The organism is Mycolicibacterium rutilum (assembly GCF_900108565.1).
GTDB classification, from domain to species: domain Bacteria; phylum Actinomycetota; class Actinomycetes; order Mycobacteriales; family Mycobacteriaceae; genus Mycobacterium; species Mycobacterium rutilum.
In genome coordinates, this window is record NZ_LT629971.1 from 3,276,600 (window position 1) to 3,290,656 (window position 14,057).

14 protein-coding genes are annotated in these 14,057 nt (G+C 67.9%); 6 read left to right on the forward strand and 8 right to left on the reverse strand.

What is annotated here, in order from left to right:
- Positions 1 to 10 precede the first annotated feature (10 nt).
- Positions 11 to 754, reverse strand: coding sequence for a hypothetical protein (locus BLW81_RS16040; RefSeq protein ID WP_083408024.1), 744 nt, complete (start codon positions 752 to 754; stop codon positions 11 to 13).
- A gap of 11 nt (positions 755 to 765) precedes the next feature.
- Positions 766 to 1,680: an NAD-dependent epimerase/dehydratase family protein gene (locus BLW81_RS16045; protein ID WP_083408025.1), complete on the reverse strand. Its 915-nt coding sequence runs from the start codon at positions 1,678 to 1,680 to the stop codon at positions 766 to 768.
- 56 nt (positions 1,681 to 1,736) lie between these two features.
- Between BLW81_RS16045 and BLW81_RS16050 the strand changes: the two genes are divergently transcribed.
- Positions 1,737 to 2,915 carry an acyl-CoA dehydrogenase family protein gene (locus tag BLW81_RS16050; protein WP_083408026.1) on the forward strand — a complete coding sequence of 393 codons (1,179 nt, stop codon included), beginning with the start codon at positions 1,737 to 1,739 and terminating at the stop codon, positions 2,913 to 2,915.
- Here the strand turns inward: BLW81_RS16050 and BLW81_RS16055 are convergent.
- From BLW81_RS16055 to BLW81_RS16065, 3 genes are read right to left on the reverse strand one after another with little or no spacing between them, the layout of a single operon-like run.
- Entirely contained in the window at positions 2,878 to 4,584 is a 1,707-nt protein-coding gene (locus BLW81_RS16055; protein WP_235632018.1) for a nitric oxide reductase activation protein NorD, read from the reverse strand. The genes BLW81_RS16050 and BLW81_RS16055 overlap by 38 nt on opposite strands.
- On the reverse strand, positions 4,581 to 5,402 hold the full coding sequence (locus tag BLW81_RS16060) for a CbbQ/NirQ/NorQ/GpvN family protein (RefSeq protein ID WP_083408027.1): 822 nt from the start codon (positions 5,400 to 5,402) through the stop codon (positions 4,581 to 4,583). Before BLW81_RS16060 ends, BLW81_RS16055 begins: the two co-directional genes overlap by 4 nt.
- A 1-nt stretch (position 5,403) precedes the next feature.
- Complete coding sequence (locus BLW81_RS16065) at positions 5,404 to 6,564, reverse strand: spirocyclase AveC family protein (protein ID WP_083410580.1); 1,161 nt, start codon at positions 6,562 to 6,564, stop codon at positions 5,404 to 5,406.
- Between the two features lie 103 nt (positions 6,565 to 6,667).
- Here BLW81_RS16065 and BLW81_RS16070 point away from each other — a divergent pair, with 103 nt between their 5' ends.
- The gene (locus tag BLW81_RS16070) at positions 6,668 to 7,270 is read left to right on the forward strand and encodes a TetR/AcrR family transcriptional regulator (RefSeq protein ID WP_083408028.1); all 603 of its coding nucleotides are present in this window, start codon (positions 6,668 to 6,670) and stop codon (positions 7,268 to 7,270) included.
- 1 nt (position 7,271) lies between these two features.
- Here BLW81_RS16070 and BLW81_RS16075 read toward each other — a convergent pair whose 3' ends face one another.
- Together BLW81_RS16075 and BLW81_RS16080 are read right to left on the reverse strand one after the other, a co-directional pair.
- Positions 7,272 to 8,063, reverse strand: a complete 792-nt coding sequence (locus BLW81_RS16075) for an emopamil-binding protein (protein WP_083408029.1) — start codon at positions 8,061 to 8,063, stop codon at positions 7,272 to 7,274.
- A 6-nt stretch (positions 8,064 to 8,069) separates the two neighbouring features.
- On the reverse strand, positions 8,070 to 9,548 hold the full coding sequence (locus BLW81_RS16080) for an aldehyde dehydrogenase (RefSeq protein ID WP_083410581.1): 1,479 nt from the start codon (positions 9,546 to 9,548) through the stop codon (positions 8,070 to 8,072).
- A gap of 126 nt (positions 9,549 to 9,674) precedes the next feature.
- On the opposite strand from BLW81_RS16080, the gene BLW81_RS16085 reads away from it, so the two are divergent.
- Genes BLW81_RS16085 through BLW81_RS16100 form a run of 4 tightly spaced genes read left to right on the forward strand, consistent with a single transcriptional unit; the run spans position 9,675 to position 13,018 of the window.
- Positions 9,675 to 10,940 (forward strand): aromatic ring-hydroxylating oxygenase subunit alpha, encoded by a 1,266-nt coding sequence (locus BLW81_RS16085; RefSeq protein WP_083410582.1) that lies wholly within the window; start codon positions 9,675 to 9,677, stop codon positions 10,938 to 10,940.
- A gap of 2 nt (positions 10,941 to 10,942) precedes the next feature.
- Positions 10,943 to 11,299, forward strand: a complete 357-nt coding sequence (locus BLW81_RS16090) for a hypothetical protein (RefSeq protein ID WP_157897710.1) — start codon at positions 10,943 to 10,945, stop codon at positions 11,297 to 11,299.
- Positions 11,296 to 12,558: a metal-dependent hydrolase family protein gene (locus BLW81_RS16095; RefSeq protein ID WP_083408031.1), complete on the forward strand. Its 1,263-nt coding sequence runs from the start codon at positions 11,296 to 11,298 to the stop codon at positions 12,556 to 12,558. Before BLW81_RS16090 ends, BLW81_RS16095 begins: the two co-directional genes overlap by 4 nt.
- 7 nt (positions 12,559 to 12,565) lie before the next feature.
- A complete protein-coding gene (locus tag BLW81_RS16100; RefSeq protein WP_083410583.1) occupies positions 12,566 to 13,018 on the forward strand; it encodes a MarR family winged helix-turn-helix transcriptional regulator in 453 nt (150 codons plus the stop codon).
- A gap of 5 nt (positions 13,019 to 13,023) precedes the next feature.
- Here BLW81_RS16100 and BLW81_RS16105 read toward each other — a convergent pair whose 3' ends face one another.
- Entirely contained in the window at positions 13,024 to 14,055 is a 1,032-nt protein-coding gene (locus BLW81_RS16105) for an NAD(P)H-dependent amine dehydrogenase family protein (protein WP_407662345.1), read from the reverse strand.
- Between the last annotated feature and the right edge of the window lie 2 nt (positions 14,056 to 14,057).

Genomic DNA, 14,057 nt, shown 5'->3' on the forward strand with positions numbered 1-14,057 from the left:
GCTCCTCCGCTCACGGCACATGCCGGTCCCATTGGTGGGGGACGACCGGGTAGAACGGTGCGGCCAGCAGCGGCTCGACACCGTGCTCCTGCCACCGGTCGCGCAGGTGCGGTACGAGGCGTTCGGCGACGGTGACCGGGTCGTCGTCGAGGAAGCAGTAGGTCAGGGCCTGGCCGGCTGGGGCACTGGCGAGCCGCGGTTCGACGGGCAGGGAGGTGGCCGTCCACACCGCGGCGACGCCGTCGACTGCGGCCAGACCGTCGGCGGGCACGGCCCGGTTCTCCAGCAGGAGGTAGATGCCTTGACTGGGCCACCACGGCACCACATCGGCGCCGACCTTGACGCGTGCGGCCGCGGTCTTGTCGTTCACCGCGTAGACGCCACGCTCGACGGGTGGCAGGAGCGGCAGTTTGCGTCCGGCGTCACCGAGCGCCTTCGACAGTGCGAGAAAGGGTTCCATCCCGCCGACATCGGTGAAGAAGTACGTCATGACATGGTCGATCGCGTCGTAACGACCGCTTCCGGCGGCGCGCGCGGACCGGCATTCCGGGGTCGACACGATCCGCATGGAGGCGCGTACGGCCGACAGCCGGTGTTGTTCGGGACGGTGGTCGAGGGTGTGCCAGCGCAGGTACTCGGCGTCGCTGCCGTCGGGATGGCGGGTGGCCATCGAGACGAACAGCGTCGTGATGTCGCCGCGACCCTCGGCCAGCACCGGCGCGACCTCATCCGACGGGGTGCCCGGTAACAGCATCGACGCCTCCTCTATCTCGAATCCGGTTCGGCCAGCTCGAGTTCCGGGTGACGCGCCTGCACCATCCGCCGAAACCCGTCCCGCCAGCCGACTTTGGTGCGGCCCAGTACCTCGTGCATGTGGGTGACGTCTGGCCACAGCGGTGTGTGCGCCTCGGGGGTGTACTCGAATACCGGTTCCATACCGACGAGTTCGCCCAGGTAGCCGCAGTAGTCCTCGGCGCTGACGGTCTCGCTGCCGGCCCAGTTCACCACCACTGGCGGGGTGGCGGCGACCTCCAGGGCCCGGATGCCCAACTCGACGTAGTCGTCCTCGTAGATCGGGTTGTAGTTGTTGGGCCGATCCGGATGCAGCCGGATCGGCCTGCCGGCCAGGATGGACTCGAGGCGGTCGGCCGGGGCCCCGCCCTCGGGCCCGTACGTCGAGCAGATCCGGATGATCGTCAGCGGAATCCGGTACTGCCGGGCGACCCACGTGCACACGGCCTCGGCGGCCACCTTGGAGAAGCTGTAGTTCGCCCGCAGCGGTACGCCCGGCGGATCGGATTCGGTCAGGGGCCGCTGACCCTGGTAACCGTAGATGGACCCCGTCGAGCAGAAGACGAAACCCTTTGCCGCACGGCAGTGGTGGAGCAGATCACCCGAGCGCTGCGCGTTGGTCTCGAGGCAGTCGGTCCACTGACCCGCTCCGGGATCGACTGCGGCGTGGAAGACGTAGGTGAAGTCGTCGGGCAGCGCCGAGAAGTCGCCGTCGCTCATGTCGAGCGGGACCGGGATGACACCTGCCGCGGTCAACCGGTCCCGGTCGGCCTGTTCGCGCAGTCGCGCGGCGCCCCATACCTCGTTGCGCCGAGCCAGCGCGCGGGCGATCGGAAAGGCGATCTTGCCGGTCGCACCGGTGACGAGGATTTTCTCTGCGTCGAGCATCCACTACTTCATATCGCACCGCGCCGCAAATGTTAAGTACTTGATATGTTGGCTTCGTGCAGCTCACGTTCGACGACGACGTCGAGGCCTTCCGGGCGGAGTTCGTCCGATTCCTCGACGAGAACCTGCCCGCCGAAGCCGAAGCGGCGGCCGAGCGGTCGCGGTCGACCGCGCACGTGCCGGAGTGGGCGCGGCGTTGGCAGCGTCTGCAGTTCGACCACGGCTGGCTGCTGCCCGGCAATCCGCCGGAGTTCGGTGGCCGCAACGCCGGCATCCTCGAACAGTTCGTCCACCGGGAGGAGCTGGCGCGACGCCGGATCTACCACACGTTCAACCCGCAGGGCGTCGGCATCATCGCGGCCTCGCTGCTGTCGTTCGGCACCGACGAGCAGAAGCAGCGCTGGGCGGTGCCCATCCTGCGGGCCGACATCACCGCGTCGCTGGGGATGAGCGAGCCCGGCGCCGGCTCGGATCTGGCGGGGCTGAGCACCCGCGCGGTGCGCGAGGGCGACGAGTTCGTCATCAACGGGCAGAAGGTGTGGACCTCGGGCGCCCATGACGCCGACGTCATCCTCACCTTCGTCCGGACCGACCCGGATGCGCCGAAGCACAAGGGAATCAGCGTGCTGCTGGTCCCCGCCGACAGTCCGGGACTGGTCCGGCGGCCGTTCCCGTCGGTGTACGACCGGGACCACGTGGACTTCAACGAGGTGTTCTTCACCGATGTCCGGGTGCCCGCCGAGAACCTGGTCGGTCCGCTCAACGGCGGATGGCGGGTGGCCAACGGATCGCTCGGGCACGAACGCACGATGATGTGGATGGCGTTCGCCAATCGGCTCGAGCAGCTGCTGGAGGACTTCCGTCCGGTGGGTGCGGTGGACCGCGACCGCTACGCGACCGTGGCGATGGACTTCGAGGCGCTGCGGCTTCTCGGATCGGTGGCCCTCGGCCAGGCGGCGCGCGGCGAGCGCGACATCCCCGGCATCTCGGTGCTGAAGCTGTTCGGATCGGAGGCCGAGCAGCGGGCACTGGGATATGCGCTCGACGCCGCAGGCGTCAACGGCCTGCGCAGTCCCGCGCTGACCGCCCCGGAGAACCCGTACAGCGCGGAGCTTTTCACCGCCGACTGGTTCACCCGTTACATCAGCAGCTACGCGGGCACCATCTCCGGCGGCGCTTCGGAGATCCAGCGCAACATCATCGCGCAGCGGGTGCTCGGCCTGCCCGCCCGCTAGACATCCCTGCGCGCGGGGCCGAGAGCTCGCGCAGTGCGGACCCGAACAGCTCATCCATCCGCGGGCTCAACTCGGCAAGTGTCGCGGCGTTGGCGTGACTGGTCGCGCCGAAGACGCGTTCAAGAGCGTCTTCACCGGTGGTTGCGCCGAGCGAAAGGCACAGGCACGCAACGCCGTCGGCGCGTAGCTCTTCGAGCGCCTTGTGCGCGTCTGCTTCGGCGTAGCGGCCCTCGTAGCCGTCGTCGTACGGATGTCCGTCGGAGAGCACCAGCAGCAACCGGTTCGGCGTGCCGGCCTCGGCCTTGAGAATCTCGCCGGCACCGCGAATGGCCGCGCCGAGCCGGGTGTATCCCGACGGCTGCAACTGGTTGAGCCGAGCGCGGCCGACCGCGGTGAAGCGCTGTCCGAAGGTTTTGATGGCGGGCAGGTGCACGGCGTGCCGGCCCTGGGAGCGAAAGGCGTACACCGCAACCCGGTCACCGAGATCCTCGAGGGTGGCGGCCAGCGTGGCCGCCGACCGTCGCTGCAGGTCGTGCACGCTGCGACCCTCGGGGTCGGAATCGGTGGCCGACCCCGACGCGTCGAGCAGGATCAGCACGCCGAGGTTTCTGGCGATCTTGCGGTGCTCGGTGTAGATGTGCTCCGGCGGCGAGAAGCCCGAGCGCAGGTCGACGGACAGGTCGACGAGCGCTTCGATGTCCAGTTCGTCGCCGTCGGGGCAGCGCCGCAACGCTTTTGGTCCCAGGCCTACCCGTGCCAGTCGGCGGCGCAGGACCTCGTCGGGTGCGACGGTGGCGGCGGTGACATCGGCGGCCACGGTCAGCGGATAGTCGATGACGCGGCACCAGTCCGGCCGGTAGCGTCGCCCGAAGACGTCCCACTCCGGGTGCAGCGCGCCGCCCACCCCGACGGCGGCGCCCGGTCGCTCGTCGTCGCTGAAGTGGATCCGGGTCGGCAGCGGTCGGGCGTTGGCCCCGGCCGCGCGGACCCGCCGCACCGCCTCGGCGGGCAGTTCGCCGCCGGCGGCACTGTCACCGGATGATCGGGACGTGCCGAGCAGCTTGCGCAGAAAATCCGACACCGCCTTCGAATTGAACAGCGGGTTGTCGAACATCTTGAGGATCTTGCTCTCCTCCGACGGACCCTCGTCCTGATCGTCGTCTTCGGGTTCGGCCGACAGGGTCAGGTCGCGATCCGACGCCCGGGAGGTACCCGGTTCGGGGCCGGAGGCCGACAGCGCGCCCGGCCGAATGGCACCGAACCAGGGCGGGGGATCGTCGATTCGTGTTCTGGTGCGCGCAATGTCGAGCGACTCGGCGGCGGACGCCGACGCCGGTGCGCCGCCGGTGCACAGCGTGGCGGCCAGCGGCACCCGCAGCGCCGTTTGCGCGAGTGCCCGGTACCCCTCGATCGCGAGGTAGCGGCGGGCCAGCGCGGGTCGTGCCCGCAGCGGACGGACGAAGTGCGTGTGCAGGCTGCCCGCCCCGATCAGCGCGCTCTGCAGGAGTATTTCGTGTCGGAGGTCTTCGGGTGACGCTCCCGCGGTGGTGAAGATGATTCGACCGTTGGTGTGCGGGGGCTGTCCCGGCGGCGCGGACGCGACGTCGACCGGGCGGCCGGCGACGAAGGTCGCCAGGAGCCGAAATCGTTGCAGGTTGTCGGGGCTCACGGCCGGGGCAGCAGCGCGTCGACGAGCTCGCCGAGCGCCCGCACCACATCGCGGTCGTCGGACAGCGTTTCGACGATTCCTGCCTGCACGGCCCGGCGCACTCCGAGCCCCTCGGCGATCAGGCCGCCGGTCAGGATCAGCATCCGGGTGGACGAGGCCTCACCCAGCGGTGCGCCGTCGATGTTGCGGATCGCGTTGCCGACCGTCACCAGCAGACGTGCCGTCTCGGCGTCGATTCCCGCTTCGTGCGCGACGATCTCGGTCTCCACCTCGGGCGGCGGGAAGTCCAGTTCGATGGCGATGAACCGTTGCCGCGTCGACTCTTTGATGTTCTTGAGTACGCTCTGGTAGCCCGGGTTGTAGGAGATCACGAGCTGGAATCCCGGCGCCGCGGACAGCGTCGTGCCGAGCCGGTCGACCGGCAGTTCGCGGCGGTGGTCGGCGAGCGGGTGGATCACGACGGTGGTGTCCTGGCGCGCCTCGACGATCTCGTCCAGGTAGCAGATCGCGCCCGTGCGCACGGCCCGGGTCAACGGCCCGTCCACCCACACCGTGTCGCCGCCCTTGAGCAGGAACCGGCCGACCAGGTCGGCCGAGGTCATGTCCTCGTGACCGGCGACCGTGATCAGGTCGCGGCCGAGTTCGTGCGCCATCGCCTCGACGAAGCGCGTCTTCCCGCAGCCGGTCGGGCCCTTCAGCAGCACCGGCAGACCGCGCCGGGCCGCGGCGCGGAACACCTCGACCTCGTCGCCGACCGCGACGTAGAACGGTGCAGCGGAATGATTTTCGAGCACGGTCGCGTGGTTGTGGGCCGTCAACCTATTCGCTCCGCTCGTGCGGCACCACCGCAGGCAGTTCCACACCCTCGGGCAGCACCAGTTCACCCTCGGTGTTGATGTAGCCGGAGTGCTTGGTGGGAATGGGCAGCGACGGATCCGGGCACGGCCGGTCGGTGCCGTCGCCGCAGATACCCGAGGTGAAGTAGGACCGCTTCTGCACATCCTCGGGCCACGGGTCGGCATGTGTGGCCATGAACTGCGCGGGGATGATGTAGAAGACGAAGAACGATGCGCTGATCGCGGCGAAGATCGCCAGGAAGCGGACGAACTGCTGCTTGGCGAAACCTCCGCGGATGTTGTCGAGTCCCCGTTCGACGACCGTGCGGCCGCGGTCATCGGTGAAGAACCGCAGGCAGCACAGCGCAGCCTGTACGCCGCCCCACATCAGGCCCTCGTAGATCGGCCACTGGTAGTAGGTGCCCGCGTTGATCGACAGCGATTGGATGGCGCCGGGGAAGGTGTACATCCCCAGCGGCATGAGGATCAGCCCCTCCATCACGAAGTCGAAGACGAACCCCCACGCGAAGGCCACGCCGATGAGCCCCTTGGTGCCGAGGCTGGGCCACCGCTGCTGGGCTTTGCGCATCACCCAGCAGCCGAGAATGGTGCACAGCAGCACGCCGTAGGCGTAGCCGGAAACGTTGATGCCCAACGGTTCTGCCACCTGTGCGCCGGGCTTCTCGGGGGACAGCCACCCCGGCACGTGCGGGGCCCACGACCCCATGTTGAACGCCCAGGCGTTGTACGTGCACCAGGTGTTGATGTAGTTGAGCAGCGGATCCTGGAAGAAGAACAGACCCGTCGAGACCATGATCATGCCGTCCAACGTGATGCGTCGCTCGCGGCGCCACGGCCGGATGATGAACCACCAGATCGCGACCGGGAACAGCACCGGCGAGCCGATCTGCCAGAGCATCAGGGCGACCTTCATGAAGGTCGGCGGATCCGTCGGCCCGGGATCGACGGGCGTGAAGTAGGGGCCGGTGATCCACCGGATCCACACGTAGACCTGCAGGGCAAGGATCAGTCCGCCTGCGGTGGCCCAGATCTTGACCCGGCGCGAGGACTGTGGCGCCTTCTCCTCGAGTGGACCGACCGTGCTCAGCGACTCGGTTGGCCGCTTGTTCGACAGTTCGCTCACCACGCCTCCTCGATCGCGCATCGGCCACGCGACGTCCGTGAATATACCGACCAGTATCTGGATAACTCAATGGTTTCTCAGATTCCTGTGGCAGAATCCCGTCATGGTTGAGCGTTGGACGCGGGAGCGCCGACTCGAGCACACCCGGTCCCTGCTGCTCGACGCCGCGGAGACTGTGTTCGGCGAGAAGGGTTTCACCGCAGCAACTCTCGATGACATCGCCTATGTGGCCGGCTACACCAAGGGTGCGATCTACAAGCATTTCGCCACCAAGGAGGAGCTGTTCCTGGCGGTGAGCGACCGGTACTGGCGGCGCTACTTCGAGAACTTCGCCGAGGTGATGTCGGCGGCCAAACAGGTGGGTGCCCGCGAGCGCGATGACATCGCCCAACGCTGGCGCGAGCTCAGCCGCGACCGCGGTGCCGAGCACGCCGCGCTCGGCCACGAGTTCACGCTGTACCTCCTTCGCAACCCGGACGCGCGGGAACGCTTGGCCGCCAAGCGCACCGAGGTGGCCGAAGCGTTGGCGAAGTTCATCGTCGAAGGCATCGACAGGCTGGGCGGCACGGTGCTGATCCCGCCGCTCACGCTCGCTCAGGTGCTGATCGCCACCAGCGACGCCATCGTGCTCGGCAGCGAACTCGACGATGTCGACCTGTACCGGCCGATCGTCGACATGTACGTCTCGGCGATCAAACTGCCCTGAGTCAGGCGGATTCCAGCCGCGCCTCCGGGCTGGCCGCCGCCGCGCCCGCCCGGCGGGTCAGGTAGTCGATCTGCAGATGGATCGCGTAGAGCACCAGCGGCGGCAGCACGATGAACGGGACGTTCTCGGCGATGAACTTGAACCCGATGCCGTATGCGCCCTGACCGATGTCGGCGAAGCCGGCGCCGACCTCGGCCAGGAAGTACACCGCGGTGCTGGCCATCAACACCGCGCAACCCGCGAAAGCGCCCCACAGGCAACGGATCCGCGACTCCTGCGACAGGTCCGGCTTGATCAGGCGGGTCCACATGACAAAGACGATCACGCCGGTCGTCACACCGACGACCTCGAGCGCGAAGATCCACGGGTTGCCGCTGACGTACCGGGTGTCGGCGAGCGCGTACTGCCACCACAACCATTTCCAGCCGGGATCCGTAGTCGGCGTCCACCAGCCGAGCGGGTGGCCGACCAGGAACATCAACTCGTAGCCGATCTGACTGCACGCGGTGTAGGGCAGATAGAACAGCGTCAGTTCGGCCGCCCTGTCGAGCCGGGTGCGGTTCTCCCCGGGCGCATCCCACAGCAGCACGAGCGGCACCAGGATCACCGGGATGCCGAACAGCAGGTTGGCGACGACGTCCGATGTCAACGTCGGCGCGATCAACCCGAACTGCACGCCGATCGTCATCACCAGGAACACCGCGCCGGTCAGTGCCGCCACAGCGAGGTAGATCCGGGCGCGGTGCGGGGCAACCGGCCGGGCGAAGTTCGGTTCGCGTGTCAGCTCGTGCATCGGTCGTTACGCTCCTTTGCCTGCGGTGGTCGCGGCCGGGTTGGTTTCGGCCGCAACGGAGATCGATTTGAGTTCGGTGTAACCGGCGATGCCCTCGTGACCCAGTTCGCGGCCGTAGCCGCTGGCCTTCACCCCGCCGAACGGCGCGAACGGATCCATCGTGTAGCCCTGGTTGACGCCGAAGGTGCCGGTGCGGATCTGCGCGGCGATGCCGAGACCGCGGCCGGTGTCGGCCGTCCACACCGAGCCGGCCAGGCCGTAGTCGGAGTCGTTGGCGATCGCCACCGCCTCGTGTTCGTCGGCGTAGGGGATCACGGTCAGCACGGGGCCGAAGATCTCCTCGCGCGCGATCGTCATGGTGTTGGTGGCGTCGGCGAACAGGGTGGGACGGACGAACCAGCCGCGGTCGATGCCGTCGGGCATGTCGGTGCCGCCGACGACGGGCCGGGCGCCCTCGGCGACGCCCGCCTCGATGTAGCCGCGCACCCGTTGCTGCTGGCGGCGTGCGACCAGCGGGCCGACCTGAGTGGCGGCATCGGTTGGATCACCGACGACGAGCGAGGACATCTCGGCGGCCAGCGCGTCGACGAAATCCGTTCGCCCGGCTGGTATCAGTATCCGGGTCAGCGCGTTGCAGATCTGCCCGCTGTTGGACAGACTCGCCGAGCGCACGCCCGCGGCGACGGCTGCGGGATCGGCGTCGTCGAGCACGATCGCCGCGGACTTGCCGCCGAGTTCCAGGCTCACGCGCCGCAGGTCGGCCGCACACGCCGCGGCGACCGCCTTGCCCGCGGCAGTGGACCCCGTGAACGACACCTTATCGACGCCGGGGTGCCTGACGAGGTACTCGCCGAGCGACCCGTCACCGGGCAGCACGCTCACCACGCCGGGCGGCAGTTCGGCGTCGGTCAGCATCTCGGCGAGCAGCAGCGCGTCGAGCGGTGACTCGGGCGCCGGTTTGAGCACGACCGCGCATCCGGCCAGCAGCGCCGGGATCAGTTTGGTGGCGATCAAAAACTGCGGCATGTTCCACGGCACGATGGCGGCCACGACGCCGACGGGCTCGCGCCGGATGTGCAGGTCCGCCCCGTACTTGCCGGGCCGCGTCTCTTCCCACGGGTAGGTCTCGGCGAGGTCGCAGAACGCGGTCATCATCATCGCGGGCAGGCCGACCTGCGCGCGCTGCGCAAAGCTGATCGGTGCCCCGATCTCCGCGGTGATCAGGTCGGCCATCTCGCCGCGCCGCTCCGCGTATAGGGCCGCGATTCGCCGCACCGCTGCGACGCGCTCGGCCGGCGACAAGCGCGGCCACGGACCGGAGTCGAACGCCGTGCGCGCCGCTGCGACCGCTCGGTCGACGTCGGCCGGCGCAGCGGCCGCCACCCGGGCCACCGGTTCCTCGGTGTGAGGGGAGATGACCTCGATGCGCTGATCGGTGCTCGGCGCCGACCACTGCCCGCCGATGAACAGCTCATCTCGACGCACCTGTTCGGCTCCCTTCGGCACGACCCCTGCGAGGAGTATCAACTACTTGTGATTGGCCTCGGCAGCATATATCGTCGGCTTGTCAGGCTCCCGCCGAATGCCGAAATGCGCAGACAGGAGAAGCCGGTGGCTCGATTCCCCAAACCGCCCGAAGGAAGCTGGACGCAGCACTATCCCGAGTTGGGAACCGCCCCGGTCTCCTACGAGGATTCGATCGACCCGGCGTTCTACGAGAAGGAACGTCACGCGATCTTCAAGCGGGCGTGGCTGAATGTCGGTCGCGTCGAACAGGTTCCGCGCAAGGGCAGCTACTTCACCAAAGAGCTCAAAGTCGCCAACACCTCGATCATCGTGGTGCGCACCACCTCTGGTGAGATCAAGGCGTTCCACAACATCTGTCGCCATCACGGCAACAAGCTGGTGTGGAACGACATGCCGCTCGAAGAGACCAGCGGGGTGTGCCGACAGTTCACCTGCAAGTACCACGCCTGGCGCTACGACCTCGACGGCAACCTGACGTTCGTCCAGCAGGAGGGCGAGTTCTTCGACCTGGACAAGAGCCGCTACGGCCTGGTCGCGGTGCACTGCGAGGTGTGGGAAGGGTTCATCTTCGTCAACTTCGCCAAGCAGCCGGAACAGTCGCTGCGGGAGTTCCTCGGCCCGATGATCACCGACCTCGAGGGCTACCCTTTCGACAAGATGACCTCGCGCTTCACCTACCGCTCCGAGGTGAAGGCAAACTGGAAGCTGTACATGGACGCGTTCCAGGAGTTCTATCACGCGCCTGTGCTGCATGCGAACCAGTCACCGACGGCATATTCGAAGGCCGCTGCCGAGGCCGGATTCGAGGCGCCGCACTACCGCATCGAGGGTCCCCACCGACTGGTCAGCACGTCGGGTGTGCGCGCGTGGGAGATGGCCGACGAGATGCGCAAGCCGATCGAGGACATCTGCCGCAGCGGGTTGTTCGGGCCCTGGGACAAACCGGATCTGGGCGAGATGCCCGTCGGGCTCAACCCCGCGAAATGCGATCCGTGGGGGCTGGATTCGTTCCAGTTGTTCCCCAACTTCGTGCTGCTGTTCTGGGGGCAGGGCTGGTACATCACGTACCATTACTGGCCGACGTCGCACAACACGCACATCTTCGAGGGCTCGGCGTACTTCCCGCAGCCGCGCACCCCGCGTGAGCGCATCGCGCAGGAACTGGCAGCGGTCTCGTTCAAGGAATACGGGCTGCAGGACGCGAACACGCTGGAGGCCACGCAGTCGATGATCGAATCGCAGGTTCTCGACGAGTTCCTGCTGTGTGACCAGGAGGTGCTGATCCGGCATCTGCACAAGGAGACCGCCGCCTGGGTCGAGGACTACGACCGCAAGAAGGCGGGAGTGTGACGGTGTCTGCTTCAGGGTCTGCCTCAGAGACCGCGGCCAAGTTGCCGCCCGAGTTCGCCGACCTCGAACGGTTCTCCGACTGGTGCCTGGGCACCGAAGCCGAACGCTACGCCAAACGGCTGGACAGTTCGATGCAGGAGATGCAGGCGTTCTACGACGCGATCACCGAGCGCGCCGAGGAGGCGGTCGCCTTCTGCGACAGGTTCTCCCTCGACGACCTGCCCGACGATGTGCTGAACCTGATGCATCTGCTCTACTCGATGATCCAGGTGTCGTTCCCGGTGGAGTGCTGGAAGCAGCCGAAGGTGCCTGACACGGGCGCGACGAAGCTGGACTGCGTCTACGAACCCGTGCCATGACCGCGACGGTGCTGCGCGCTGCGCGGTGGGCCGACGTGGAAGCCGGCGAAGTGCGCTCGCCGGCGGTGGTGGTCGTCGAGGGTAACCGCATCTCCGCGGTGAACCCGACTGCGGCGCTGCCGGATTCGGCCGAGGAGATCGACCTCGGCGATGTCACGCTACTGCCCGGGCTGATGGACATGGAGCTGAACCTGCTCATCGGCGGACCGGGCGGGCCAGAAGGTCTCCCGAGCCCCATGCACGGGGTGCAAGACGATCCGGCGTATCGGACCTTGCGCGGTGCCGTCAACGCCAGGTCCACACTGGAGGCCGGGTTCACCACGGTGCGCAATCTGGGGCTGATGGTGAAGACGGGCGGCTATCTGCTCGACGTCGCGCTGCAGCGGGCGATCGACCAGGGTTGGCACGTCGGTCCGCGGATCTACCCCGCCGGGCACGCGGTCACCCCATACGGCGGGCATCTGGACCCGACCGTGTTCCAGCGGCTGGCGCCGGGCATCATGCCGCTGTCGGTGGCCGAGGGCATCGCCAACGGCGTGGACGACGTGCGCGCCTGCGTGCGCTACCAGATCCGGCACGGCGCCAAGCTGATCAAGGTGTCGGCCTCCGGCGGGGTGATGTCGCACAGCACGGCCCCCGGCGCCCAGCAGTATTCGGACGAGGAGTTCGCGGCGATCGCCGACGAGGCGCACCGGGCTGGCGTGCGCGTCGCCGCGCACGCGGTGGGGGACAAGGCGATCCGCGCATGCATCCGAGCCGGCATCGACTGCATCGAGCACGGCTTTTTGGCAACCGACGAGACGATCCAGATGATGGTCGACCACGGAACCTTCCTCGTGTCGACCACCTACCTGACCGAGGCCATGGCCGTCGACCGGATCGCGCCCGAACTGCGCAAGAAGGCCGAAGAGGTGTTCCCGCAAGCACAGGCCATGCTGCCCAAGGCGATCGCCGCCGGGGTGCGCATCGCCTGCGGCACCGACGCCCCCGCAATCCCGCACGGGCAGAACGCGAAAGAGCTCTGCGCGCTGGTGTCGCGCGGCATGAGCCCGATGCAGGCGATCCGCGCGGCGACCATCGCCAGCGCCGAACTGATCGAGGCCGACGACGAACTCGGCCGGCTGGCACCGGGGTACCTCGCCGACATCATCGCGGTCCCCGGCGACCCGGCACACGACATCGCCACCACGCTGGACGTCAGGTTCGTGATGAAAGACGGCCGGATCTACCGAAACGACGGGGCTCCCCATGACGGATGATCTCGGCATGGAACTGGGCGACAACATCCTGTGGCACCTCAAGCAGGCCTGGTACTTCGCGCTGACGGCGGTCAACGACGCCGTCAGCCAGCACGGGGTCAGCACCGCGCAGATCGGTGTGCTGCGTCAGCTCGCCAACGAGCCCGGACTGTCCGGCGCCGAACTCGCCCGGCGCCTGCTGATCACACCGCAGGGCGTGCAACTCGCGCTCAAGGCGCTCGAACAGCGCGGCTTCGTCGAACGCAAACCTGACCCGCAGCACGCCCGCATCCTCAAGGCCTACCTGACCGACGAGGGCCGCAACGTCGCCACGGCCGTCGTCGGCGACGCGATCGCCGCCCATGAAGCCGTGTTCGGCATACTCACCGCCGAAGAGCAGCGCACGCTGCGCGATCTGTTGGCGCGGGTGGTCGAAAAAGGCACCGGGCACACCCTTTTCGACGACCACATCGGGGACTGAACCGGTCAGCGGTTGTTGAACCCGGTGTGACTGCGGATCAACGGCAACGTCGCGGCCGTCGCGAACCCCGGTGGCGCGGCGCACACTGCGGGCACGGCGTTGAGGATCTGCATCGCCGTCGCGACGTTGGCCGACCGCACATGCTCGGCCATGTCCACGTCGCGGGAGAAGCTGGCCAGAGAGAAGAAGTGGGTCTGCATCGAGGGGTCGCCCTCGATCGTCAGCGTCCAGCCGTGCCGCGGCCGCGGCCAGTGCTTCGGGTACTCACCACCGACCGTCCACAAGGTCTCGATCTCGACGAGTGTCCGGCCGTCGCGTCGACCGGCCCAGTTCCAGCGTTGTCCCGCAGTGGTTCCCGCGCGCAGTATGCGGTCGAAGATCTGGTGGTCGGATTCGGCGGGCACGGCGTCGACGGTGGCGGTGACCTCGTCGATGCCGGCGTGCAGCGCGTCGGCGAGCAGCCAGACCTGCTCGGTGAAGATCGCGCTGTTGAACGCCAGGAACTCGGTGCCGGTCGGGCTGATGTCGGCCACGGGACGGCCGAAGGCCATGTTGTCGAACGTGATCGAGGTGCTGTCGTACACCGACCAGTCCGCCCGCTCCTGCAGGGTGATTTGTTCGATCGTGCGGCTCATGCCGGACAACGCCAGCGGCAGCACCCCGGACAGGTTGCCGGGGTTCAGGCCGCTGCCGTGCACCGTGGTGCCACCGGTCCGGCAGGCTTGAAGCAGCCGCTCGCGATCCTCGGGCGCGGTGCGCTGGGGATGAAACAGGAACGCGGTGGTGACGACGTTCTTTCCGCCGGCCAACAGCGCGCACACGTCGTCGATGCTGGTGTTGCGTGGCGTGTAGAGCACGCAGTCGGCGTCCAGGGCGAGGATCGTATCGACGTCGGTGCTCGCGGCCACGCCGATCGCGCCGCGGCCCACCAGGGTGCCGATGTCGACGCCGGCTTTGTCGGCGGAGTACACACGCGCGCCGACGATTTCGAGGTCGGGCCGATGGTCGATGATCGTCGTGATGAGCTCGGTGCCCACCG